20 protein-coding genes and 4 pseudogenes are annotated in these 24,479 nt (G+C 39.2%); 12 read left to right on the plus strand and 12 right to left on the minus strand.

Features of this window, described 5'->3' with window-relative positions; all coding sequences use genetic code 11:
- Positions 1-49: 49 nt before the first annotated feature.
- The 5 genes from ACFJIZ_RS17465 to ACFJIZ_RS17485 are packed head-to-tail and all read right to left on the minus strand — an operon-like array spanning position 50 to position 3,704.
- Positions 50-1,360 carry a DUF2268 domain-containing putative Zn-dependent protease gene (locus tag ACFJIZ_RS17465; protein WP_379086915.1) on the minus strand — a complete coding sequence of 437 codons (1,311 nt, stop codon included), beginning with the start codon at positions 1,358-1,360 and terminating at the stop codon, positions 50-52.
- A gap of 55 nt (positions 1,361-1,415) precedes the next feature.
- Positions 1,416-2,114 carry a hypothetical protein gene (locus ACFJIZ_RS17470; RefSeq protein WP_379086918.1) on the minus strand — a complete coding sequence of 233 codons (699 nt, stop codon included), beginning with the start codon at positions 2,112-2,114 and terminating at the stop codon, positions 1,416-1,418.
- A gap of 8 nt (positions 2,115-2,122) precedes the next feature.
- Positions 2,123-2,626, minus strand: a complete 504-nt coding sequence (locus ACFJIZ_RS17475) for a hypothetical protein (RefSeq protein ID WP_379086920.1) — start codon at positions 2,624-2,626, stop codon at positions 2,123-2,125.
- Complete coding sequence (locus ACFJIZ_RS17480; protein ID WP_379086923.1) at positions 2,623-3,156, minus strand: hypothetical protein; 534 nt, start codon at positions 3,154-3,156, stop codon at positions 2,623-2,625. Before ACFJIZ_RS17480 ends, ACFJIZ_RS17475 begins: the two co-directional genes overlap by 4 nt.
- Positions 3,153-3,704, minus strand: a complete 552-nt coding sequence (locus ACFJIZ_RS17485; RefSeq protein ID WP_379086926.1) for an RNA polymerase sigma factor — start codon at positions 3,702-3,704, stop codon at positions 3,153-3,155. Before ACFJIZ_RS17485 ends, ACFJIZ_RS17480 begins: the two co-directional genes overlap by 4 nt.
- Before the next feature lie 235 nt (positions 3,705-3,939).
- On the opposite strand from ACFJIZ_RS17485, the gene aspS reads away from it, so the two are divergent.
- Positions 3,940-5,685: an aspartate--tRNA ligase gene (gene aspS / locus ACFJIZ_RS17490; protein WP_379086929.1), complete on the plus strand. Its 1,746-nt coding sequence runs from the start codon at positions 3,940-3,942 to the stop codon at positions 5,683-5,685.
- A 60-nt stretch (positions 5,686-5,745) separates the two neighbouring features.
- On the opposite strand, the gene ACFJIZ_RS17495 is transcribed toward aspS, so the two are convergent.
- Both ACFJIZ_RS17495 and ACFJIZ_RS17500 read right to left on the minus strand, forming a co-directional pair.
- On the minus strand, positions 5,746-6,228 hold the full coding sequence (locus ACFJIZ_RS17495; protein ID WP_379086932.1) for a DUF4943 family protein: 483 nt from the start codon (positions 6,226-6,228) through the stop codon (positions 5,746-5,748).
- A 192-nt stretch (positions 6,229-6,420) separates the two neighbouring features.
- The gene (locus ACFJIZ_RS17500; protein WP_379086936.1) at positions 6,421-8,874 is read right to left on the minus strand and encodes a M14 family metallopeptidase; all 2,454 of its coding nucleotides are present in this window, start codon (positions 8,872-8,874) and stop codon (positions 6,421-6,423) included.
- Positions 8,875-8,995: 121 nt separating this feature from the next.
- Here ACFJIZ_RS17500 and murF point away from each other — a divergent pair, with 121 nt between their 5' ends.
- On the plus strand, positions 8,996-10,297 hold the full coding sequence (gene murF, locus ACFJIZ_RS17505; RefSeq protein ID WP_379086939.1) for a UDP-N-acetylmuramoyl-tripeptide--D-alanyl-D-alanine ligase: 1,302 nt from the start codon (positions 8,996-8,998) through the stop codon (positions 10,295-10,297).
- Positions 10,298-10,381: 84 nt separating this feature from the next.
- Here murF and ACFJIZ_RS17510 read toward each other — a convergent pair whose 3' ends face one another.
- From ACFJIZ_RS17510 to ACFJIZ_RS17525, 4 genes and pseudogenes are all read right to left on the minus strand, one after another.
- A complete protein-coding gene (locus tag ACFJIZ_RS17510; protein WP_379086942.1) occupies positions 10,382-11,581 on the minus strand; it encodes a thioredoxin family protein in 1,200 nt (399 codons plus the stop codon).
- Positions 11,582-11,623: 42 nt separating this feature from the next.
- Positions 11,624-11,968 (minus strand): gliding motility lipoprotein GldH, encoded by a 345-nt coding sequence (locus tag ACFJIZ_RS17515; RefSeq protein WP_379086944.1) that lies wholly within the window; start codon positions 11,966-11,968, stop codon positions 11,624-11,626.
- Between the two features lie 116 nt (positions 11,969-12,084).
- A pseudogene (locus ACFJIZ_RS17520) lies at positions 12,085-13,523 on the minus strand (stage 0 sporulation family protein).
- 1 nt (position 13,524) lies between these two features.
- Entirely contained in the window at positions 13,525-14,673 is a 1,149-nt protein-coding gene (locus ACFJIZ_RS17525) for an ATP-binding protein (RefSeq protein ID WP_379086947.1), read from the minus strand.
- Positions 14,674-14,821: 148 nt separating this feature from the next.
- Here ACFJIZ_RS17525 and ACFJIZ_RS17530 point away from each other — a divergent pair, with 148 nt between their 5' ends.
- From ACFJIZ_RS17530 to ACFJIZ_RS17575, 10 genes and pseudogenes are all read left to right on the plus strand, one after another.
- Complete coding sequence (locus tag ACFJIZ_RS17530) at positions 14,822-15,262, plus strand: MarR family winged helix-turn-helix transcriptional regulator (RefSeq protein ID WP_379086950.1); 441 nt, start codon at positions 14,822-14,824, stop codon at positions 15,260-15,262.
- A gap of 821 nt (positions 15,263-16,083) precedes the next feature.
- Positions 16,084-17,435: pseudogene (locus tag ACFJIZ_RS17535) on the plus strand (outer membrane beta-barrel family protein).
- Positions 17,401-17,715, plus strand: a complete 315-nt coding sequence (locus ACFJIZ_RS17540; RefSeq protein WP_379094095.1) for an outer membrane beta-barrel protein — start codon at positions 17,401-17,403, stop codon at positions 17,713-17,715. The pseudogene ACFJIZ_RS17535 and the gene ACFJIZ_RS17540 overlap by 35 nt, the downstream one beginning before the upstream one ends.
- 144 nt (positions 17,716-17,859) lie before the next feature.
- A pseudogene (gene ruvX / locus ACFJIZ_RS17545) lies at positions 17,860-18,275 on the plus strand (Holliday junction resolvase RuvX).
- A gap of 5 nt (positions 18,276-18,280) precedes the next feature.
- Positions 18,281-18,913 carry an O-methyltransferase gene (locus ACFJIZ_RS17550; RefSeq protein ID WP_379086953.1) on the plus strand — a complete coding sequence of 211 codons (633 nt, stop codon included), beginning with the start codon at positions 18,281-18,283 and terminating at the stop codon, positions 18,911-18,913.
- A 64-nt stretch (positions 18,914-18,977) separates the two neighbouring features.
- Positions 18,978-19,682 (plus strand): glucosaminidase domain-containing protein, encoded by a 705-nt coding sequence (locus ACFJIZ_RS17555; protein ID WP_379086956.1) that lies wholly within the window; start codon positions 18,978-18,980, stop codon positions 19,680-19,682.
- Positions 19,682-20,524: a glucosaminidase domain-containing protein gene (locus ACFJIZ_RS17560; RefSeq protein WP_379086959.1), complete on the plus strand. Its 843-nt coding sequence runs from the start codon at positions 19,682-19,684 to the stop codon at positions 20,522-20,524. The genes ACFJIZ_RS17555 and ACFJIZ_RS17560 overlap by 1 nt, the downstream gene beginning before the upstream one ends.
- A 48-nt stretch (positions 20,525-20,572) precedes the next feature.
- Positions 20,573-21,325 carry a hypothetical protein gene (locus ACFJIZ_RS17565; RefSeq protein ID WP_379086961.1) on the plus strand — a complete coding sequence of 251 codons (753 nt, stop codon included), beginning with the start codon at positions 20,573-20,575 and terminating at the stop codon, positions 21,323-21,325.
- Positions 21,322-21,645: a hypothetical protein gene (locus ACFJIZ_RS17570; RefSeq protein ID WP_379086964.1), complete on the plus strand. Its 324-nt coding sequence runs from the start codon at positions 21,322-21,324 to the stop codon at positions 21,643-21,645. Before ACFJIZ_RS17565 ends, ACFJIZ_RS17570 begins: the two co-directional genes overlap by 4 nt.
- Before the next feature lie 102 nt (positions 21,646-21,747).
- Positions 21,748-22,740, plus strand: coding sequence for a DUF3078 domain-containing protein (locus ACFJIZ_RS17575; protein WP_379086967.1), 993 nt, complete (start codon positions 21,748-21,750; stop codon positions 22,738-22,740).
- 8 nt (positions 22,741-22,748) lie between these two features.
- Here the strand turns inward: ACFJIZ_RS17575 and ACFJIZ_RS17580 are convergent.
- Positions 22,749-24,478: pseudogene (locus ACFJIZ_RS17580) on the minus strand (DUF5916 domain-containing protein).
- Between the last annotated feature and the right edge of the window lies 1 nt (position 24,479).

Raw genomic sequence — 24,479 nt, forward strand, 5'->3', positions numbered from 1 at the left:
AATATTTATCGGAGCTCAGGGTATTATTATTTGTTTGGTCTTAAAAAGTTTATTTGGTCTTAAAATTAACAGGGAATTCAACTAGTGGGTAACCGTCTTCAGATGCAAAGCCTCTACCCGTAACTAAAAAACTATAAGATTGACCGGGTTTGAGCTCCATTTTGAGGGTAAAGGTCTTTTTATCTTCAGAAAAACCTACAACTTTGTCTAAAGGATAGCTTTTTTCTCCCCATATACCTAAACTGATAGAGTACCTGTTTTTCATGGGTTTCGAAAAGTGAAGTTGAACTTCCTTCAATTCTGGGTCTACGTTTGTATCTCCATTGGCAAACGGACCGATACTGGTAATTACTGGTCTTTTGCTTTCGTAAGCTTTGATCATCTCTTCTTTATTGAAGCCTTCTTTAAAATAGTTTGTCTTTTTCAGAAAGGCCTCTACCACCTCATCATTGCCATAATCTAACTCGATTAATTCTTTGATGGCTGCTTTTTTATCCTTAACCTGATCATAATAGGTTTTGCAGATGGCGTAACCCATGTAGTAGCCTAGGTCGCCTACGCCAAAACTGTTTGAGGTGCCGTTATATAACCAATCGCTATAATCGGTTAGGAACAGCTGTGCTTTGAATTTTTCTTTGAGTTCTGCTTCATGTGCCTTTCCATACGTCATATAAGGCATGGCAGGTACTTTTCCAGTAATCAATTCGGCAACAAAATCTGCTGTACCCTCAAAAATACTTTGGCCCAATAAGGTATTTCCAGAGCGTTTCTCTTGCGTATGCACATATTCGTGCATGTTTAACAAGACAATATTTTTAAATGGGTCAGAACCAAAGTAGGTGGTCAGCCATGTTTTGGTATTTGTTGGCAATTCAGAAAGGTCTACCTCAAGATTTCCTGTTGCCAATTCGGCTCCGATCAATACCTTGTCGCCCTGTGTGGTTCCGCCAGAGCGCATCGCACCGATGCAGAAATAGATATTTGCGGGTCTTAACTCTGGATAAAGCTGTTTAAACTTTTTGAGATATGGGTCAAATTGTTTGCTCAAGGTTTTAACCTGATAAGTTTTGGGTCTGATGGAGGCCCAGTATTTTGGATAGCTGCGGATGCATTTTAACCATGCAGCGGTGGTATAACCTTTGGCTTCCATAAAAGCCTTTAGCCCAGGAGTACCCTTGTCTACATATAACTGCTGTAAGATATCTAGCTGTTTTAAGCTGTCTGTTGTGGTTTTAAGCTGGTCAAAGGCCGTCCAAAAATTATCGATATCTGTTGTAACGATGGTTTGCTTAGGTGTTTGTGCAAAAGCAATAGAAATGAATAAGAAATGTAGGGAAATAAATCTTAGTACAGTTTTCATGGTAGAAGTTATTCTTTAGCCATAAAAAGGGTGTGCCTTAAGCACACCCTTTTTATTATTTAAATGTGATTGAACCGTAATCTGTTCTGATATTTATTTTTGCGGTACCGCCCTTGCCTACTTGCCCGCTGTAGTTTTTAACAGAATTATAGCCTCTGTCCTCGCCTAATTTTTTGGTAGTTACATTAGAACCATATCTAAAGCCGCCACCATAATTGGTTGAGATATCAAAATCGCCGTTGTAAGCGGCTCCAAAGCCGAGGTCAATATCAGAATAGCTACCATTTATGGTGATGTCTTTATTCCCACTCTCGATTTCATCAACAGTGATCCTACCATATTGTACCTTGCCATTTAAGTTTCCTTTTAGGTTTCCAACTTTTATTTTTGTGTATTGCGCACTTAAAGTCAAAGCACCCGCGGTTTCGATGGTTGTTCCACTACCATATTGATGTTTGATGTTCGCAGTACCTTTAACGGTACCGATCTTTGCAGAACTATATTGGGCATCTAAGTCTATGTTGCCAATGGTGTTGATCGTTAAGCCATCGCCGTATTGTTGTTTGATTTTGGCAGCATTTACATCTCTTAAAGCGGCCTTTCCGTATTGTACAGAGATGTAATTGTTGCTGTTACTTAGGTTGCCGGTAATTAAATTTCCGTATTGCACTTTTAAAGAGGTAGGGCCCGCAAAATCATCTATGGTAAGTGGACCGTAGGTTTGTGAAGCTGTTAATGCATTTGAGGCTGGCATGTAAACCGTCATGTGATCTTTACCTCTCTACGCCAGATCACTTTGCCGTTTCTAACGCTACTGCCCCAGTTTCCGTTTCTATCGCCCGTGTTGGTTTTATAGCTTACTAAGTCTCCGTCTTTAGTTGCGCTAATTGAAACCTGGTCTAATAATCTTTGGGCTTCTTCTTCTGTTTTTGCATAGGCTTTAATATCTGCATCAACCTTGATTTCGTTTTTATCCCATGTTTTAATGGTCATTGAACCAAATTGGTTGCTCAAGCTTATTTTATCGCTGCGGTCTACACCAAACGATTTGGTAAAAGATTTAGACTTTACAGAATTGTCGTCTTGTACTTCTTGCATGTTGCTGCTATACTTTATGTTGACCTGCTTTTTAACATCATTTACAGTATAGCTATAAGAGGTGGAAGTATTTGCGTTTGCATTAACGCTAACAGAAGTGCTTATCTGCTGTGCGTTTATTTGTGTGGCGAGCAACATGCCCGACATACATAACATTAGATTTTTCATATTGTACTCTCCTTTTTATATTGATTGACTTGGTTTATCATGATCAATTGCTGTTTTAAAACCTGCAATTGCATTTCGCGGTTTTTTACCATGGCCTTTACCACCCATAATTGATTTGGGCTATTTGGTAATTGGTTTTTTAACCTATTGTACTCTTCATCCAGGTTTTTGAGGTCTTCGGTAAACCTTTTATATAGATCTGGATTGGCCGAAGCATATACGGCTAAGCTGTCTTTCTTTTCTTCGATCTGGTTTACAAAACGGACTTCCTTTTTTCCAAACTCGGAACTGATATCTGCTACTTCGATCTGGCGATTATTCGCTTGTTTATAATTATAGGTAAAATAAATGCCCACACTGATCACCAACATGGCGGCAATGCTCATCCATTGGTAGAGTTTAATTGTGCGCTTTGGTTGCTTTTTTTTATCCAGCTCTGCCGAAATGCGTTCCCACAATTGGTCTGATGGCCCTTTTACCTCAAATTCTCTTTTGTTGTCTTTTACAAACCCCTCTAATTTATTGCTCATCTTGCTACTCCTTTCATTTCTAATAAACTATTCAACTTTCTTTTTGCCCGCATATACTGTGAGCGTGATGTATTTTCTGTTATTTTCAATATGTGTGCAATCTCTTCATGGTCGTACCCTTCAAATAGATAGAGTGTCAATACTACTCTATATCCATCGGGCAGTTCGGCCATTGCAGCCTTTATGGCTTCTACCTTTAATTGCGTTTCTTCGTAATCGTTCGAAGGTTCGTCCGCAATTTCTACCTCATCCAGGCTTACAAATTCAGCCTTGCGCTTTCTTAGGTAATTGATGGCCCTGTTGATGACGATCTGCTTAAGCCACAGCCCAAAGGTTGTTTCTTGTCTAAAGTCACCAATTCGGTTAAAGGCATCTAAGAAAGCTTCTTGGAGCACATCTTCGGCCTCGGCGTCATCATTTACGATGCGCAATGCCACATTGTACATGGCACTAGCATACAATTTGTACAATTCAAATTGTGCCTTTCTGTTGCCTGTTCGGCAATCATTTACCAGCGATAGGTGCTTATCTATGTATACAGTTTCCAAATTCTAAAGCGTTCATGTTAAAAGACAGGCTATTTTTAAAAACGTTGCATCAAGGTAGAAAAAAAATCTATTTTATACCCAAATCGCGCCTACGGTGTTTTTAACAGCACCCATTTCAATCACAAATGCTTGTGCAATAAGCTATAAAATAGGAGAACAATCCCATAAGGTTTCAAAAAGCTTATAGGATTAGAAACTAAATCGGTATTTTTGCGGCTCAAAATTTAATTTAAAAATGTTAAGAACAACGACTTGCGGTGCTTTAACACTGCAAAATTTAGGCGAAAATGTAACACTCTGTGGTTGGATGCAGAATTCTAGAGATTTAGGCGGAATGACTTTTATAGATATCCGAGATCGTTACGGTATTACCCAGTTGGTTTTTAACATGAACGATAATGCCGATCTTTGTGAAGGTGCGCGTAGCCTTGGACGCGAGTTTGTGATCCAAGTGAGTGGTGTAGTGGTAGAACGTTCTAATAAAAATAAAGAAATCCCTACTGGCGAAATCGAAATCAAGGTCACTGCATTGGAGATCTTAAATGCGGCAAAATTACCCCCATTCCTTATCGAAGATAAAACAGATGGTGGCGATGACCTGCGGATGAAGTACCGCTATTTAGACTTGCGTCGTAATCCGATCAGGAACAACATGATCTTGCGCCATAGAATGGCACAATCTGTTCGCAGGTATCTGGATGGCTTGGATTTTATTGAAGTGGAAACACCTGTTTTAATTAAATCGACACCAGAAGGTGCTCGGGATTTTGTGGTGCCAAGCAGGATGAATGCGGGCGAGTTTTATGCTTTGCCACAATCGCCACAAACTTTTAAGCAGTTGTTGATGGTTTCGGGCTTTGACCGTTATTTCCAGATCGTCAAATGTTTTAGGGATGAAGACCTAAGAGCAGATAGACAACCTGAGTTTACCCAGATCGACTGCGAAATGTCGTTCATCGAACAAGAAGATATTCTAAATACTTTCGAAGGATTGATCCGTACCTTATTTAAAGAGGTACGTGATTATGACTTGCCTGAGGTACCACGGATGCAATATGCAGATGCCATGCGTTGGTATGGTTCTGATAAACCAGATACACGTTTCGATATGAAGTTTATCGAAATGAATGATGTGGTAAAAGGAAAAGACTTTGCTGTTTTTGACAATGCAGAATTGGTAATTGCGATTAATGCCAAAGGTTGTGCACATTATACGCGTAAACAGTTAGATGAATTGACCGACTTTATCAAACGTCCACAGATTGGCGCTACTGGCCTGATCTACTTGCGTCACAATGAAGATGGTTCTTTAAAATCTTCTGTAGATAAGTTCTACAATGAAGAGGAATTAAAGAAATGGGCAGAGACTTGCCAAACTGAGCCAGGAGATCTAGTTCTGGTAATGGCTGGCGGTACTGATAAAGTGCGCAAACAATTGAGTGAACTCCGTTTAGAAATGGGTACACGTTTGGGCCTGCGTAGCAAAGATGTTTTTGCGGCACTTTGGGTGTTGGATTTTCCTCTATTGGAGTGGGATGAAGAAACAGAACGTTACCACGCCATGCACCATCCATTTACTTCTCCAAAACCAGAAGACATTGCCATGTTAGATACAAAACCAGGTGAAGTTCGTGCAAACGCTTACGATATGGTGGTAAATGGTACCGAAATTGGCGGTGGTTCTATTCGTATCCACGATAGGGCTTTACAGGCCTTAATGTTTAAACATTTAGGTTTTAGCACTGAAGAGGCACAAAAACAATTTGGCTTTTTAATGGATGCCTTTGAGTTTGGTGCGCCTCCGCATGGTGGTATTGCATTTGGTTTCGATAGGTTATGCTCTATTTTTGCAGGTTTGGATAGCATCCGCGATGTGATTGCTTTTCCTAAGAACAACTCGGGTAGAGATGTGATGATCGATAGCCCAAGTACAATTGATGAAAAACAACTGAAAGAATTAAAGATCAAAACAGAACTTTAGTCTTAACGATCAATCATAAAAAAGGCGAACTAATTTTTAGTTCGCCTTTTTATTTTAACCTTACCAAGATAAGGTAGTCCCTTCAAAGGGAGATGTTCTTTTGAGTTCGTCGGCACTCTTGTCTTTGTTCTTTTCCCACCAACTGGTGTAATAAGGTAACAGCTCGGTCAGGTCTACCGTTCTTTGTGGTGCAGCAGAATCAGTAACATGGAGGCGCGTTGAAGCTCCTTCCAGTCGTTGTAAACGAATACTTTCGATGGTGTACAAAATAATGACTCCTACTTTTTGCGCTGGATATCCTGCCAAAGATGAATAAGTTGGGATTGGAAAATTCTGGATCACTTGGCTATCATTGGCATATTTAAGTAATGCGCTGATTTGATCTTTTCCAAACTTAGGTATAGGCGTATTTCTTTCGTAGGTATTAGATTTAAGCAAGGCTACATATTGTTCTACAGCGTCTTTTGGCGCAGCATCTTTTTTCTTGCAGCCACTTGTAATTATAACAAGCGCACTGAACATGAGCATTAATATTCGTTTCATTTTAATGTTGAAAGAGGGTGATAAGTTTTGTATTTGGTTAGTTTACATAAAGTTACGTCATAAATTTGTTTATGCAAATTTTTTTTACAGACCAGAAATACTTTTTAAAAGATGGGATTTTAAGGTCAACACATAAAAAAGCACAAAGATTATTGAACCCTTGTGCTTTTTCAATGTTAAAATCTTTAAAAATTAATTCACCAAGAACAACGCATTAGTAAATAATTGTTTTCCATTTTCCCAGAAAGAACGGAAGAGCACATCGGTACCTAGGTAAACAATGGTACCTCTACCCGACTGTTGCACACCATATAATAATCCAGATGCCAATTTCTTTTTCACTTTGTCGCCAGCAACTCCGGCCATATAGCTATTCGCTTTTAAAGTGCCCACATTCCACCCGTTTTCTAACGGTTCGTATATTTTTTCATCGGTTTTTAGGGTATAATAATATTTGCCCAAGCCTAAAGCCAACGGATGGCTCTGGTCGATACTTACCTTGTAGATTGCTCCCGGAATGGAGTTCTGCAGATCATCTTTGTCTTTTTCTGAGTATCGACGCTCATTGGTCTCTTTTTCGTCCTTTTTAGGATATTCTTTCTTTTTGATATCGAAAGGTTTTTTGCCAATCATTGCACCAATTGCATCTTCCATTAAAATGATCTTGCCCCCTGCACTGATCCATCCACTTAATTGTTCGCCCAATTTATCGCTGTAAGAACCATCAGGCAATACCAGTACATTTATTTTATTGATATCAAGATAAGCGGCACTTTGAGTGCTGATCATGGTAATCGGATAATTTAGCTCTTGCTCTAAGAAGTGCCAAACCTCTCCAACACCTTGCGACGAAACTTCCTGTCCGCTTACCACCGCAATTTTCGGTGCGGTTAAAAGACGATATACAGATGATCCAAAATCCTTACCTTTTTCTACATAACCACTTGCAATTGGATAAAAAGAAGCGTTATGGTCTTTGGCTACGGTTGTCAATATTTTAGACAGGTCTTTGTTTATTTTTTCGTTTTCTGTTCGGTATACCAATAAAGAACCTGCTCTGTAGGCTTTTCCACCAATGGTAAATCCTTCTTCTGCAATGCGGATCTTAACTTTTTGTTTCTGCAACGACACTACGATCTGCGCATCATCAATCGTATTCCAAGGAATTACCCAAGCATAAGGTTTGCTCATGTTCGGAATACTCTCTTTTTTCTCTTCTATAAAGCTATGGCTTCCGGTGATAAACTCCTTCACTGCATAGGCGTTCAATCCGTAGGCATATGGGAGTGCCCAAGCAGTAATGTCGTAAGTATTCGAGTCGGTAACTACGGTTTGAGGCTCAAACAATACGTTGGCCATCACAGAATGTGGCTGTTGTAAATTAACAATCAAATCGTTGCGGTCTACCTTAAAGCTCTCTGTTTTTTGGGTTTCGTAATTGTAACCATTTAAGGTTCTGTCGGCACCAAAGGCGAAAGCAATGTGGTTTCTTTTGAGCAGTTCGGCCATTTTACGTAAACGTTCAATGTTCTGTGCCTTTACAATATAGGTTTTATAAATCCCTGGAGGATTTGATACACTTTGTTCGTAATATTTTTTAAACTCACTCACCAACTTCTCTGCATTGGCCGAAACGGTTTCTATGGTAGACATAGAGGTTGTAAAATGATGGTCGATCCTGTCTTTTAAGGTCAAGGTATCTCCATCTGCCGTTACTACCGCAAGGCCCGCTCTAATGCCTCCTTGCTCATAAGTCATGCCCACTGCGCCATTGTACAGCGGATAGGTATCTCCATATGATGGATACAAAAGATCGAAACGCTCTTTGGTAAAATATTGCCATCCGTTTTCGTCAAAATATTTAGCATTGTTTCTGCCAACTACTACCTGGAACTCTCTTTGCCAAGGCGTAATGTCTTGATGTACGGGTTCTGCTGCTGGGGCGAAATAATAAGGTTCATTATAGCTCTGTTCATGAAAATCGACATGTACTTGTGGCATCCAAGTATGGTAAGCTACCAATCGCTGTTGTGTTTCTATCTGCGTTTGCCATGCCCAATCGCGGTTAAGGTCGTAATAATAATGGTTTGGTCTGCCACCTGGCCATGGTTCGCTATGTTCTCTGGCACTAGGGTCTGGATTTGGAACCTTGCCACTTACCATGTTAAAATTGCTTACATAACGCTCCCTGCCATCTGGGTTTAAGCAAGGGTCGATGATCACAATCGTATTTTTTAACCATTCTTTGGTATTGCTGTCTTTTGCTTCTGCTAAGGTGTATAAAACACGCAATGCAGTTTCTGTAGAGTTGGCCTCATTGCCATGCACATTGTAACTTAACCATACAATGGCTGGTTGTTTTGCCACTTTTGCTGGTGATTTTTCGGCATTTGATAAGCTGAGGTTATACTTTCTGATCTGCTCCAATTGTGCCATGTTCGAGGCATCAGAAATTACCGCCAACAATAGCTCACGGCCTTCGTAAGTTTTGCCATAGGTTTGCAATTGGATGTTTTTATTGGTTCCTGCTACTTTTTTGAAATAATCTACCACCTTTTGATGTGGCGTAAAGTGGCTGCCCAATGGATAGCCTAAAAATTCATCAGGAGATGGAGTTTGAGCAAAAACAGTAAAGCTTAAACACAATAGTATTAAACAGAGTAGGATTTTTTCATTGCTACAGATTATTTATCAATAATACTAAAAAGAATGTTTTATTTGTCTTTGCATTTGTAATTTTACGATGAATATTTATCCCTGAGGCAAAATGGCAAACATTGAAGAGTTATATCAACATTATTTAAAACATCCAGTAATTTGTACTGATACCCGAGCAATTACGCAAGGTTGTTTGTTTTTTGCTTTAAAAGGAGATCATTTTGATGCCAATACTTTTGCCGAAAAGGCTTTGGCCATGGGGGCATCATTTGCGATAGTAGATAACGAAAACTATGTGGTCAATGCCCAATGTATTTTAGTGCCAGATGTGCTGACTGCCTTACAAGACCTGGCCAGACATCATCGCCAACAATTGGATATCCCTGTAATTGGCTTAACTGGAAGCAATGGCAAAACCACAACCAAAGAACTGATCAGGGCTGTGCTTGCAGAGCAATTTAACACTTTTGCCACCAAGGGTAACCTGAACAACCACATAGGAGTTCCGTTGTCAATTTTGGCTTTAAATAGTGATACGGAAATTGCCGTGATCGAAATGGGTGCCAATCACCAAAAGGAGATTGAATTTTTATGCGGAATTGCCCAACCAACGCACGGATTGATCACCAATGTTGGTATGGCCCATTTAGATGGCTTTGGAGGCTTTGAAGGCGTGAAGAAAGGGAAGGCTGAACTGTATGCCTATTTGAAGGCGAACCATGGCTATGCCTTTATCTATCGCGATAACCCTTACTTATTAGAAATGAGTGAAGCGGCAGGATTAAACAAGGTGATTTATTATGGGAGCGAAAATGGAGATGCGATCAGGGGAAAATTGAAACATACAGATCCATTAATCGAATTTGAGTGGATGGCCAAGGACACTGTTTTTGAGGCCAAGGCCAATTTAACGGGAACTTATAATTTTGAGAATATTTTGGCCGCCATCTGCATCGGAAACTTTTTTGAATTGACTCCGGCACAGATCAACCATGGATTAGCAAACTATTTTCCCAGCAACAACCGCTCGCAGTTGACCAAAACTGAAAAGAACATGGTGATCTGTGATTTTTATAATGCCAACCCCAGCAGTATGACTGCCGCTTTAAATAATTTAAAAGCATTGAGTGCAAGCCATAAAACGGCAATTATTGGTGATATGTTTGAATTGGGAGCAGAGTCGCCCGAGCAACATGAAATCGTAGCTAAACTAGCGGTACAAAACGAAATTGACCAATTGATCTTTATCGGTAAAGATTTTTATGCCTTAAAAGATCGATACACGGGTCTGTTTTTTAATACGCCAGCTGAAGCATCAACCTATCTATTGGAAAATCCGATCAAGGATAATCTTGTGCTGTTAAAGGGAAGTAGAGGGATGGCGCTAGAGCAATTGTTGCCTTTGTTATAACGAAAACTCGTGTTGATTTAGAACTATTCCATTCATCTTTATCACATCCTTCGAGCAGTTTAGGGCGACCATAAAGGTATGGTTTTACTCGTGTTGCGCTATTTTTTCCAAAGCAGATTTTAGGTCAGCTTTTACGTTTTCTGGTGTATTGGGGTTCGCAATCAAAGAATCGGCAATGGCCTTAAATTTATCGTACTCCTTCATTTTGATATACACGATGCCTTTCACAAAATCTTTCATATAAGCCAATTTTGCTTCTTTGGCAGGGATTTGTACCGCATCAAATCGAGTAAGGGCAGCATCAAGTTTGCCTTCTTGTGCCAAAACAGGGCCAAGGCTCATGATGGTATTGCAAAGCTGTTCAAAATCAACTTTAGCGGGAGTATTGTCAATAATAAGATCAAATTCCTTAAGGGCATCTGGTATTTTCTTTTCCTCTATAAAGTATTGGGTCCTAAAATAATGGTAAACAAAAAAGGACTTTTCAGGAATGTATTTATCTAATAATGCTTGGATGCTTTCAAAATCCATTGAATTTTCATCTTTTAAAGCGCTTTGATAAATGCCAAAACCCAAGGTTAGGCTTACCAAACGTTGGTTGACCTCCTCTTCGGTATATTTCCCGGTATTGATCATCTTGGCTTTGTTGGCAACGATATAAGCCAATGTTTTCTCCTCCGATAATGAATTGATGTCATTCATGATCAGATTGATCAAATCAATGTTCCCTAAAATATCAGGTTGTTTGGCCAGATAGTTTTTGCTGATCTCTTCAAAGTCTTCATCTTCAAAAGCAACGGCAAGGCTTGCAAATTTGGCAAAATCCGAATTGCTTAGCTCTAAAGCTTTCTTTTTTAAGGTAAAGTATTGAGTGGATGGACCCTTTGCTGCTTTACCTAATTCAACAAAATCATCAACTTCATGAAAACCTACACCTTTATGGAGGATTACGCCTTCAGGATTGATGAACAATAGGTTAGGATAAGCCGTTACAAAGTATCTTTCGGCAAGCATCGGTCCTTCACCTTTTTCCATGTCGTATTTGACATTGATGAAATTGGCATTGTAATATTCAGCAACTGTACTGTTGGCATAAATCTGGCTATCCATCTGTTTGCAAGGTCCACACCAAGTTGCATAGGCATCTAAAAAGATGATTTTGTTTTCTTTTTTGGCTTTTTCTAAAACAGTACTCCAAGCAGGATTATCCAAAAAGGTAATCTCAGCAGCATTTGTAGTGAAGGTGATAAAGAATAGGCAACTTGCCCAGATCAGATTTTTCATGGATGTATGATTTTGTACAACACTTGCGCTTAAGCAAAGTATTTACTCTTTATTTTTTACGGTTATACCTACGTCACTTATTCCTGTTAACGGGTTATCTCGCATGTTTTGTTCAATGAAGATTTCGTATTTGCCAGGCTTTGCAAAGCGATAGTCTTTTAATAACGGAAAACTGTAGGTAAAAATATCTCCAGAACCTTTTCCCAGCCACTCCCCATCTGCTTTTGCCAGTTTAAACTGATAACGAACGCTTTTGTACAGGCTATCCCCTTTTAAACGCATCACCACAAAAAGATTCGAATAACGGTAATCGGCCGTATGGCGAAGCTTAAAACGAACCTGATATAATTGGTTGGCATCTTTGATTCTCGAAGCTTGCTTTTGCATTTTTAGCATAAGTCCAGCTATTGTCAGGAATGGCCTCATTCGTGTCAACCAGATTGCTGTTGCTACAGCTGGCAAGCATAAAGAGCATTGCCAAAACAGGGATGATCAACTTATTTTTAGTCATTTTTCGGCTTTTCAGATGATGAATCTGTAGGTCTGTTCTTATTTCGGTTTTTGTTCCTGTTCTTGTTGTTTCGGTTTCCATGTCGCTGCCCACCTTGTTGACCTGGTTCTGCTCCTTCTGCAAGTGGTTTCGGTGCTTGCGGTTTTTGTACCTGTGGGTTTTGCTTTTGGGGCTGTTGTTTTGGCTGTGCAGGTTTTGGCGTGCCTTTTTGTTGTGGCGGTTTATTCGTTTGTACAGCAGGTTTGGCCTGTTGATTCTGGTTAGGCTGATTGCGGTTGCGATCGTTCCTGTTGTTGTTTTTGTTACGGTTATTGTTGTTGCGGTTTCTGGCTCTTTCGTCCAAACGGGTTAAGCTGTCTTGGCCTACAACATTCTCATAATCATGTACTTTTTCTACAATTGTTGTCGTTTTAAGTTCAACGGCTTCGTCTTTTAGGTTAACAGGTTTTTCGCCTTTTTTGTTCATGGCCATCATCTCTTTACGCGATCAACCTTCAACGGAATCCAATCTTCCTGATTGGCATAACTGAACCACATCAGCTTTTTAAAGATATCGGTTTTTTGGTGACGTGCCACACCAACTTCTGTCTGTAACGATTCGATACGGTCTGGAATATCCTTTAGCGCATCCAGATAAGTGTCCAATTCATAATTTAAACAACACTTTAACTTACCACATTGTCCGGCCAGTTTTAAGGTGTTTAAAGAAAGGTTTTGATACCTAGCTGCGGCAGTAGAAACTGTTTTGAAATTGGTTAACCAAGTAGAGCAGCAAAGCTCACGACCACAAGAGCCGATACCGCCCAAACGACCCGCTTCCTGACGCATACCAATCTGGCGCATCTCGATCCTGATCCTGAAGGTTTCGGCCATCTTTTTGATCAGTTCCCTAAAGTCTACACGACCTTCTGCGGTATAAAAAAATGTAGCTTTTGTTTTATCACCCTGATAATCCACATCGCTGATCTTCATCGATAAACGGAGGTCTAGGGCTAAAGTACGGGCTTTATGCATGGTTTCCCACTCCATATCTTTGGCCAATTTCCATTTGTCTACATCAGCTTCTGTAGCTTTACGGTATATTTTACGGGTAACTTGGTCTAAAGCGGTTTTACGGCGCTTCATCTGCATCCGTACCAATTCTCCGGTCAAGGAGATATGGCCAACATCGTAGCCACCTGTAGGGCCTTCAACAGCCACCAGCTCACCAATTTCGAGATAGATATTATCGTTATTTAAAAAGAATTCTTTTCGGGCACCTTTAAATTTTACTTCAACAACATTAAAGGGCATATAATTAGAAGGCATATCCAGATTCGACAGCCAATCGTGTACTTCCATTTTTTGACATCCACCAGTAAGGCATGAGCCATTACTTTTGCAGCCAGAGGGGGCGCAACCGCCACCTGTCGAACAACTTCCACATCCCATATTAATTGTATATATATTGAGTCCCTTTCGGGAGCGTTTTAAACTTAATTATTTTAACTAGTTGTAAAGATACATCTAAAAACAGAATTTTCGGATTCGCATTGCGTTCAATGTGGTAATGTGCCTTCTCTAATTCTGCAATCAAGGCCTCAACCATGGCTAAATTCAGTACGTTGGTCGACAATTTAACAGCAACTTCTAAGGTCTGGTGGGGTAATTTGACCAAATCGTCGGCTCCACTGATCAATAAACTGCACTCTCGTAAAAAATTGATTCCGTACTTTAAAAAATTCTTTTGATTCTCTCTTCCCCAACTCGCTGCTGTTTCGGTAAAGGCGATCATTGCCGGAACCTTATTGCCAAAACCCATGCGTAACCATTCGGCAAAGTAACCCGCATTGTTATTTGGAGTATCATTAAGCAAAGCTTTTGCTTCTATAAGATTGCCATCGGCCAAAAAGCTAAATTCGGTAGCTTGGTTGGGTGCCAACTGTGCCTTGTTGATCAAATAGTTTTCAATCTCGAGGTCTGGTAGTTTGGGTATTTTAACAATTTGGGTACGAGACAAAATCGTAGATAAGATCTGCTCTTGGTTCTGCGCCACCAGTATAAACAAGGTATTGGCAGGTGGTTCTTCGATGATCTTTAGCAAGGCATTCCCTTCGCGATCTAAAAACTCGGGAAGCCACATGATCAGGACTTTTGTTTCGGCCTCAAAAGCTTTGTAGCTTAATTTTTTGATGATATCATGGCATTCGGCAATATTGATATTGGCCTGTTTATTATCTGCACTTAATTTGGAACGCCAGATATCGAGATTGAAATAAGGGTCCTCCAACAACAAGCTTCTCCATTCTTCTAAAACATCGACTGCTATTTTTACGGATGCTGAAGCGAAAAAAGGATAGGAGAAGTGAAGGTCGGGATGGATATATTTCTCGTATTTGCGACAAGAAGCGCATGCTCCACAGCTATCTGTTGCCGTTCTGTTTTGGCAATTGATGTATTGGGCATAGGCAATGGCCAAGGGTAAGGCACCACTTCCTTCGGCAGATAAAAAAAGTTGGGCATGGCTAACCCTGTTTTCTACAACGGTTTGTATCAATTGTTGCTTTAAGCTTTCCTGTCCGATCATCTCTTTAAACTGCATTGGTGCAAAATAAGAAATAGAAGTGAGATGTGGGATACGAGATTGAGATTTTGATGTATGTTTTACGAATGTTAATCAATTCGCATTGTAAAATAATTGTTGACATATCAATTATTGATATTGCATTTAATATTTTTACTTTAACGATATGGAAAAACTAAACGACACCTTACTTTATACTTTGGACAAGTGTTTCAGGACGTATAACCAATTTGCTCAACGCAATGTTCGCAAGGCAGGATATGACATTACAATTGACCAATGGTTGATTTTAAAAAGTGTAGCTGAAAACCCTGATATTACACAGAACGATATTGGCAAAATTGTTTTTAAGGACAATGCTTCCATTACCCGGATCATTCAGTTGTTGGTTAATGCAGGGTATTTGGTTCGTGAAGTTTATCCAACAGATAGACGAAGGGTGAACCTGATATTGACCGAAAGCGGAAAAAAAATTACAATTGATGTGAATGAAATCGCGGTTCAAAATAGAGCTGCTGCATTACAGGATGTGGAGACGAAAAGCATTGAACAACTGAAAAAGGTACTGTTACAGATCATTGACAATTGCCAAACATTAAATACTTAAGCATAAATAACCAAATACCTGCACAGATGAAAATACGTTATACGATCATTTTACTATTTTTTTGCCTATTGGGCAATCAGGTAGTTTGGGCACAAAGTGTTGCTCATGCCATAAGCTTTACTGTTTTGGATGAACAACAGCAGCCCATTGCCAATGCAACTGTCGAATTGCGTAAAACAGACAGTAAAACATTGATCAAAGCAGCAATTACATCTGATAAAGGGATAGCAGATTTTCTAATAAATGGAGAAGGGAAATATGTGGCTACGGTAATTGCACTAGGTTATGCTACCAAAAACACGGTTATTTTTGAACTTCCGGCAACAAACAAAACCATCAATGTCAATTTGGTGCAAAGTGCAAAAAGTTTACAAGAAGTAAATATTACCGCCAAAAAACCATTTGTACAGCGCGTACAGGGAAAAACGATCATCAATGTTGATGCTTCGGTAACCAATGCCGGAACTACCGTTCTAGAAGTTTTAGAAAAATCGCCAGGGGTAATGGTAGATCGAAATGGAGGAATTAGTTTGCAAGGGAAACCTAGTGTGTTGGTTATGATTGACGATAAGCCTACCTATTTATCGGGTACCGAGCTGAGCAATTTATTAGGGAGTATGAGTTCGGCCCAGGTTAACCAGATTGAACTGATTACCAGTCCATCGGCTAAATATGATGCAAGTGGTAATGCTGGGATCATCAATATCAAAACCAAAAAGAATAGACAAGAAGGGTTCAATGGCAATTTTTTAACCAATGTTGGTCAAGGTAAATACCTCAAAAACAACAACTCGTTGGTGTTGAACTTTAGAAAAGGAAGGATGAACACCTTTGTAAATTATGGTTTTAACTACAATAAAAATTTCACTTCAATTTATGCTTATCGCGAATATTTTAACAATCAAGGTGGAGTTAGTGCCGCTTTAGATCAACCATCTTATTTGGGTAATACGGGAAAGAACAATTCTTTAAAAACCGGACTAGATTTTTACGCTTCAGAGAAAACAACTTTTGGCTTAACACTTTCTGGTACCTTGGTTAAGCGTAAAGGCGAAGGTGATGCTGTTGCCACTTGGCTAAATGCACAAAATGAAATTGATTCGGCTATTTCTACCAATAGTGGAAGTGATTTTAGATTAAGAAACGGAGCCGTAAATGTTTATGGAAGACACAATATCAATAAAAAACAAGATATCGGTTTTGACGTTGATTATTTAAGATATGCAATAGACAATGATCAGAATTTTCAGAACATAAGAACAGGAACAATAGCGTATAATCAAGGCTCAAGAGGAGATATTCCATCAAAACTTCGCATATTTTCTGTAAAGGCCGATTATATTTTGGAACTCGGAAAAAATGCCAAGTTGGAGGTAGGTGTAAAATCATCGGCCATAAACACAGATAATACTGCCGATTACCAGTACTTTAATGGAACAAATTGGTCGGAAAGTCTTAAAAAAAGCAATCATTTTTTATATGAAGAACACATCAATTCGGTTTATAGCAGCATAGAACATAAAATTAACCGATTAAGCTATCAATTGGGGCTTCGTTATGAAAATACAAATTACAATGGGAATCAATTGGGCAATGCCCAACAACAGGGCAGTAATTTCTCTAAAAAATATCAAGACTTTTTCCCCTCTGGTTATGTAGCTTATCAGGTAGATTCGGTAAACTCATTTTCTTTTACTGCGGGTCGAAGGTCGATCGCCCAGCCTATCAAAAGCTTAATCCCTTCGTATTTATCATCAATAAATATACTTACCAAAGAGGAAATCCATTCTTTTTACCCCAGTACAGCTGGAACTTTGAGCTGAGTCATTCTTATGGACAAGTGTTAACTACTGCCCTCTCTTATAGTGGGATTACCAATTATTTTTCGCAACTATTTTTATCAGAAGGCAATGATATTTTGGTGTACACAGAAGGCAATGTTGGAAGAATGCATAATCTAGGAATTGCGGTAACTGCGCAAGTTTCACCTTTTAAATGGTGGTCGCTAACAGCGCAGAGCAATTTCAATTATAAAAAACTGAATGGTTATCAAAACATCAACTATCGATCTTCTGTGAAACAATTGCATACCAGTTTAAACAATCAGTTTCGGATTCAATCCAACTTTAAATGCAGAAATCTCGGGCTTTTATACCACAAAAGCACGGAATGACCTGCAAGAAATATTATCGCCTACTGGTCAATTATCAGCAGGTTTAGTCAAAACGATTTTAAAAGGAAAAGGAAGTTTAAAATTGAGTGCAAGAGATATCTTCTATACCCAATCTATGGAGGGAATAACTGATTTTCCTGGAGCGAGCGAATATTTTATTTTATGGAGGGATAGTCAGGTGATCAATCTTGGCTTTAGCTATCGTTTTGGTAAACCTTTAAAAACGACAAAAAGATCTAACGGTGGCGCTGGTGACGAAATGAATAGAGCAGGTGCTTAAAAAGTAGAAACTTTAGTGTAGCAGATATGATATGCTGTTGTGGGGGTCAAAGATGGAACCTTAATTGTGTATGATCGGTTTTTTAACAGATGGGACCATTTTTGCTAGGGAAATAGCTTTTTATATTTTGTTATCTTTGACGCCATGGCTCGTATCCTTGCATTTGATTATGGTACTAAACGTATCGGCATTGCCGTAACCGATCCTTGCAGATCATCGCAACCGGACTGGATACCATACACCCCAAAGACATTATCGATTTCCTTAAAAAATATATGTTGACAGAGCAGATAGAAGCTTTTGTAATTGGCGATCCGAAGCAAATGGATGGATCACCATCAGAATCTGCCCAGCATGTAAAAGGGTTTGCCACTATCTTAAAAAAGAATTTTCCTGCCATTCCACAATATTGGATAGACGAGCGCTTTACTTCAAAATTGGCCGAGCAGACCATTATGCAAAGTGGCCTTAAAAAAAGCGATAGAAGAGACAAGGAAAGGGTAGATACAATTGCAGCGACGATAATTCTGCAATATTTTATGGAACAACATCGTTTATAAACACAATGATCAGCGAAGAACTACAAAATCTACTCTTAAAATACTGTGAACCTGAAGATGCCCTGCTTCAGCATATCGACAGAGAAACACACCTTAAAGTATTGTTGCCACGAATGTTGAGTGGTCATTACCAAGGGCGTGTTTTGAGCTTATTGAGCAAGATGAACAGCCCTAAAAGGATATTAGAAGTAGGTACTTATACAGGTTATGCTACTTTGTGCCTAGCAGAAGGATTAAGTGAAGGTGGGTTGATCTATACTCTTGACATCAACGCAGAACTGGAAGATATGGTACGTGGAAATTTTGCCAAATCGCCATTGGATGATAAGATCAGGTATATCATCGGCGATGCCCAACAAAGCTTAAAAACCTTAAGTGACGAGACTTTTGACCTGGTTTTTATTGATGCAGACAAAAAGAATAATGGTACGTATTACGATCTGATTTTTGATCAGGTAAGACCTGGCGGTATCATCATCGTTGATAATGTGCTATGGAGTGGAAAAATATTAAGCAATGCCCAAGATCAAGACACCAAAAACATTAGTAACTTTAATGATCGGGTTGCTGCAGACCAGAGAGTTGAAAAATTGATTTTACCCGTTAGGGATGGACTTTTAATTATACGTAAGAAATAATTCAGTTGGCAATTGTCAGTTGACGGTTAGCATGAGCTAACATTAGCAATCAAACAATTTAACAATGAAGAAAATAATTACCTTTTGTGTCCTACTGTTATCGGTATGTTTTACCAAAGCACAAACTACAGAAGATTATATTGCAGAACATGTAGACCATGCGCAAGAATTGATGCGGATCCATCAACTGCCAGCAAGTATCATTTTGGCGGTGGCCATCCACGAATCGGCAGCTGGGAAAAGTAAAATTGCACAGTACTTGAACAACCATTTTGGAATCAAGGGAGAAAACAGCAGTACAGAAATCAGGTCGTCTTATAAAGACTATCCCAGCGTAGACTCTTCCTATAACCACTTTGTTGCGTTTTTGCATAGCCGCACCTATTTTGATGCACTTTTTGATAAATACGACCAATACGATTATATCAATTGGGCCAGAGGCATCCAACGGGCCGGATATGCCCGTAGCCGTACATGGGCAAGCCAGGTGATCGGCCTTATTAAAAAATATGAGCTTTTCCAATACGACGAAAGGCCAGAAGACTATGTAGAAGCTGTAATTCCGGTTGTTGAACGAACAGTTCGGTCATCTGGAAAAAGTAAGAAAAACCGAACATCAACAAGCACAAAAGGCAAGATGTATACGGTTAAAAAGGGAGACAACCTGAACAGGATTGCCGAAAGAAATGGAACGAGTTCTGCCATTTTGATGCGAAAGAATGGATTGAAATCGTCGGCATTACAACCGGGACAAAAAATTAAACTTTAATGAAGAAAACAATATTCTTATGCGCTATGGCCATTGCATCTTTAAGTGCATGTAAATCCAGACAATACAGCCGCAATAACAAACAGATCGAGAAGAAGGCCAATAAGGAAAACCCCAATTTTACCAATTATACTACATTGGCCTATATCGATGCCTTTAAAGCGGTAGCCATAGAAGAGATGAATGCCTACGGTATTCCGGCGAGTATTACCTTGGCACAAGGAATTTCTGAATCTGGTAGCGGAAACAGCAGCTTGGCCAAGTACGCCAATAACCATTTCGGTATTAAATGTACTTCAGATTGGAAAGGAAAAGCTTATTACAAAGATGATGATAAAAGTGACGATTGCTTTAGGGTATATAAAGATGCCAGAGAGTCGTATAGAGACCACTCTGAATTTTTAAAGCGTAAGCGGTATAGCTTTTTGTTCGAACTGGATAAGAACGACTATAAAAACTGGGCACAGGGGTTGAAAACAGCAGGCTATGCCACCAATCCTAAATATGCAGATATGTTGATTGGGCTTATCGAGAAATATCAACTGTACCAATACGACCAGTCTGAAACCGAGCGAGAGAAAATAGCAAGGGAAGACAGGGTTTTTGCAGACATCAATGCAAACATGCCGGTTGAGAATAAAAAATTCACCCCTGTCAATGTAGCTCCAAAAGACCCTCCTCCAACAACAACTACCGATGCATCATACTATGTAGTAAAACAAGGTGATACTTTATTTAAGATTTCACAATTATATAAGTTGACGGTTGACGAATTAAAGTTGCTCAATAAACTAAGCGATAACAACATCAAGGTTGGACAAAAACTATTGGTAGTTAAATAATGTTAACATAGGCAAGCAATAATTACATATATTGTAGTTTTGTAAACAATGAAGTTTTCTGCGCTGGTTTTATTTCTTGCTGTTTGTGGAGTAAATGTGTTTGCTCAAAGTACGCCTGTGCAAGGATTTGTGGTTGATAAGGAGAGTAAACAGCGTTTGGCCAAGGTTTACATCTATAATCCTACAACCGACGATGGGATATACAATAATGCCAAAGGCGAGTTTTTTACCAAGGCCAAAATAGGCGATACCTTATTTGCAGCCTTGCAGGGTTATGCCATGGATACGGTGGTGTATAAAGGGCAGAATACCATAGTTTTTCAGTTAAAGGCAATATCGATAAGGTTAAAGGAGATCAATGTTTATGGCAAGGCTCCAACACCAAAAGAACAATACAACAAAACATTAAAAGAATATAAATATGCCTTGGATAGAGGCAGTAGCAAAGACCTTTTAAATTTAGGACAGGGTGGTGTTGGGCTTGGGATCGATGCGATTTATAATCTGTTGAGCAGGCAAGGTAAAAATGCAAGACACCTGCAGACCATTTTAGAAAGAGATTATCACGAAACTATTATAGACTATAGGTTTAACCCCGATTATGTAAGGTCTATAGTTGGTGCAAATGACGAAGAACTCAAAGATTTTATTTTGCAATACCGACCAACCTATTCATTTGTACTGTCAGCATCAGATTATGCATTTGTATTGTACATCAAAAACAGCTATGCTTCCTATAAAAGAAACCCTGGGGCATTTAGGCTACCAAAATTGCCAAAAATAGAGGCGACAAATCAATGAAACCCTGGTTAATTGTTTTTAATAAGTTGCCTGCCAATGCCATGGCCTTGTTTCCTTTTATCATTTTAAAAAATGAGGAACAAAAGAAAGACCGAATATTAATCAATCATGAGCAAATCCATTTGAGACAACAATTGGAACTATTGATCCTGCCTTTTTATATATTTTATCTGCTTAATTATTTCATTAACCTTTTAAGGTATAGGAACCATTACCAAGCCTATTTTAACATCTCTTTTGAAAGGGAAGCGTATCGTTTTGAAGCAGACCTCAATTATTTATCCGAACGAAAATGGCTGAATTGGGTAAGGTTTTTGTAGGAGATTTTCATGCATTGAAATCATCCAAAAGCGGTAGGATAAGGCTGTAATTTAGAAAAAATCGCAGGCATTCCGCAAATTTTTGTTTTTATTTGTAAGATAATGAAGAATTTACTGCTTACCGTTTTAATCGTAATCGCTCTTTCCTTCCATGTCAATGCCCAAGAGGTAGATACTGTTCCTATTTCTACAAAAAACCTAGATATCAAGCTCAAACGAAGCCCGCTGCCCACTAGGATTGGAACCATCCAATTTAAACCGGTAGAGCTGAAACCTGCTTTGGTAAATGCCAAGGTCAACTATTGGAAGACCAAAACTTCGATTGGGATCAATGTGAACCAGGCGGCGTTTAGCGACAATTGGAAAGGTGGTGGAGTAAACTCTTTGGCCATTGGTGGTTTGGTCAATTATAAAGCCGAATACAGCAAAGAAAGTTATAGCTATGTAAGTGAGGTAATCTTCCAATATGGTAAGGTAAAGAACAAAAGCCAATTGCAAAAGAAAACAACAGACCGTATTTATTGGGATAATAAAGCCGCCATACAACTTTCTAAAAATTGGTATTTCTTTGGTTCCATCAACTTTGAATCGCAGTTTGATAAAGGTTTTTCATACAGTAAAGATGCGCAAGGCAATGAACAGGAAAAGCTTTTGTCGAGGTTCATGTCGCCAGGCTATTTAACAGAGTCTATCGGTTTTGAGTACAAGCCCAGCAAAGTCTTCTCTACCCGTATTGGTACTGGAACAGCCCGTCAAACCTTTGTGTTGGATTCTGTGCTGCAGAATGCCAATGCCACTAATTTTGGGGTGAAACAAGGCCGGAGCTTTAGAAATGAACTGGCTTTCCAGATCGTATCAAGTTATGAAAAAGAGATCTTCCAGAACATCATGCTCAAAACAAGATACAACATGTTCATTCCTTACGATAATTTTGGACACATTGACCATCGTTTGGATGTAAACCTCGTAGCTAAGGTCAATCGTTTTATCAATGTTTCTATTACTGGTGTAGGTTTATACGACCGAGATACAGACCTCAAAGTACAGGGAAGCCAGACCCTTGCCTTGGGGCTCATGTTTGCCTTCCCTAGGTAGTACACAACTTAAGCTTTCTTTTTCTTAGTCAGATTAAGGTAATCTATGTAATAGAGTACTTTTATTGATAAACTATTGTTCTGTGGACCAGAAAGTACATTCTCAAAGTTTCTGCTATAACGTTTGGTGTAAAACTGCTCGTTGGTTTCAGCGGCATCCTTATAGGTTACACTTAATTCGCTGCCTGGGGCAAACTGCCAAGTATAAACAAGATCAATGTTAAACACATTGTAGTTTCTATCCTTGTTTTGCAATGTAGGGCCAGTATAGGCATCTAAACGACCAGCGCTATTCAAGGCATAAAATTCTTTGTTCCTTCTGTCAGACCAATAATGTCTAACCCTTAAATTGATACCCATCCTGTTGCTGAAACTATATTTGGCATCCATAGAGTTCTCTACAGTGTTTCTGTCATAACGAGAAAAAACAGAGGTATTTCCATTAAAGGCTACCCAGTTTACATAATTATAGCTTGGTGCATAATTAAGGTCTAAACCCAGCGCTAACTTATCACTTAACCTCAGGTTCTGGAAGAAATAAAAATTATAGCCAACCCCATCAAGCATGGCTTTTTTGATCCTTACTACATTGCCACCAAAATTATAGGCCTTCGCTCTGTTTGGGTTTACATAGATGGCTAAACGGTAACTTTCTGGGGCTTTGAACACTTGTCCGTTCCTCGATTCATAGAAATCATTTGATTCTGCCAGCCAGTTGCCGTTCACTTCTACCGACCAGAAATTTTTAAACTGGGTATAAATCCCCGGGAAAATACCCAAGCTCTGATAATCTCCTGGCTTGTATCTTCGAGAGTATTCAACCTCTGTCCATGCCTGGATCTGGTTGTACCATTTGCCGGGTTTATAAATGTTATAGGCAAAGTTCAAAGATTGGTCAAAGAAGTTGTTGTTGGTGTAAAAACCCATATCCGAAGGATCAAATCGAGTATCAGAAAACTCTTGCCCATAGTTAAAGGTAAAGTTTCCACTTTTTTTACCAATCTTCATGTCATAACTATAACCAGTACGGTTCTCTTTGATCGGATCGGCAGTAACATAACTCATCTTGCCAGATCCTCTATAAAATATTTATTGTGCTTGTCGTTGATATTGAACAAAGCCGCACTTACATTGGCATCAGGTGCACTTCCCTGTCTTAAAACATTGGTGTTGATCAGACTAACAGAGCTGTTGTTTTTTAACGATTGGTCTAATACAAAGATGTTATAATTGGTTAATGGCTGGCTTTCAAATGTTCTTCTGTTGCCTTGTGCATCTTCAACCTCTGTATACATTTTATTGGTGATGGCATTGAACAAACCAATACCCAAGCCGCTTGAGGTACGACCAGATATTTTCGTGGCATTCAATACTTTTCCCTCTTGTGGATTCTTGATCATCTTGTCGTTGGCCTTAAGGCCGCTATAGTCAAAATAAGAAGGAATAGAACCTATCCTCTTGGAATAGAAAAGGTCTCCTTTGTTGAACATTTCGGTTCCTTCTGTAAAAAACTGTCTGTTCTCGTCAAATTTCACCTCAAATGGAGTAAGGTTTAAAACACGGTTATCACTTTGTACCTGTCCAAAATCAGGGATCAGGGTCATATCTAAAGTGAAACTTTGGTTGATGCCATATTTCACATCCATCCCACCGTTAATGGCTGCCTGTGTGTTTTTTACGCCTGGCGTATTGTAAGGGTAATTGCTGATCAATGTAGATACATAGGGAGAGAAAGACAAA

The sequence above is a fragment of the Pedobacter sp. UC225_65 genome, from assembly GCF_042698365.1.
Lineage (GTDB): Bacteria > Bacteroidota > Bacteroidia > Sphingobacteriales > Sphingobacteriaceae > Pedobacter.

Excerpts from the sequence above, each read along its gene's own strand:
- ACFJIZ_RS17465 (WP_379086915.1), bottom strand. The coding sequence starts at position 1,360 with ATGAAAACTGTACTAAGATTTATTTCCCTACATTTCTTATTCATTTCT.
- ACFJIZ_RS17470 (WP_379086918.1), bottom strand. The coding sequence starts at position 2,114 with ATGCCAGCCTCAAATGCATTAACAGCTTCACAAACCTACGGTCCACTT.
- ACFJIZ_RS17475 (WP_379086920.1), bottom strand. The coding sequence starts at position 2,626 with ATGAAAAATCTAATGTTATGTATGTCGGGCATGTTGCTCGCCACACAA.
- ACFJIZ_RS17480 (WP_379086923.1), bottom strand. The coding sequence starts at position 3,156 with ATGAGCAATAAATTAGAGGGGTTTGTAAAAGACAACAAAAGAGAATTT.
- aspS (WP_379086929.1), top strand. The coding sequence starts at position 3,940 with ATGTTAAGAACAACGACTTGCGGTGCTTTAACACTGCAAAATTTAGGC.
- ACFJIZ_RS17495 (WP_379086932.1), bottom strand. The coding sequence starts at position 6,228 with ATGAAACGAATATTAATGCTCATGTTCAGTGCGCTTGTTATAATTACA.
- murF (WP_379086939.1), top strand. The coding sequence starts at position 8,996 with ATGGCAAACATTGAAGAGTTATATCAACATTATTTAAAACATCCAGTA.
- ACFJIZ_RS17510 (WP_379086942.1), bottom strand. The coding sequence starts at position 11,581 with ATGAAAAATCTGATCTGGGCAAGTTGCCTATTCTTTATCACCTTCACT.
- ACFJIZ_RS17515 (WP_379086944.1), bottom strand. The coding sequence starts at position 11,968 with ATGCAAAAGCAAGCTTCGAGAATCAAAGATGCCAACCAATTATATCAG.
- ACFJIZ_RS17525 (WP_379086947.1), bottom strand. The coding sequence starts at position 14,673 with ATGCAGTTTAAAGAGATGATCGGACAGGAAAGCTTAAAGCAACAATTG.
- ACFJIZ_RS17530 (WP_379086950.1), top strand. The coding sequence starts at position 14,822 with ATGGAAAAACTAAACGACACCTTACTTTATACTTTGGACAAGTGTTTC.
- ACFJIZ_RS17550 (WP_379086953.1), top strand. The coding sequence starts at position 18,281 with ATGATCAGCGAAGAACTACAAAATCTACTCTTAAAATACTGTGAACCT.
- ACFJIZ_RS17555 (WP_379086956.1), top strand. The coding sequence starts at position 18,978 with ATGAAGAAAATAATTACCTTTTGTGTCCTACTGTTATCGGTATGTTTT.
- ACFJIZ_RS17560 (WP_379086959.1), top strand. The coding sequence starts at position 19,682 with ATGAAGAAAACAATATTCTTATGCGCTATGGCCATTGCATCTTTAAGT.
- ACFJIZ_RS17565 (WP_379086961.1), top strand. The coding sequence starts at position 20,573 with ATGAAGTTTTCTGCGCTGGTTTTATTTCTTGCTGTTTGTGGAGTAAAT.
- ACFJIZ_RS17570 (WP_379086964.1), top strand. The coding sequence starts at position 21,322 with ATGAAACCCTGGTTAATTGTTTTTAATAAGTTGCCTGCCAATGCCATG.
- ACFJIZ_RS17575 (WP_379086967.1), top strand. The coding sequence starts at position 21,748 with ATGAAGAATTTACTGCTTACCGTTTTAATCGTAATCGCTCTTTCCTTC.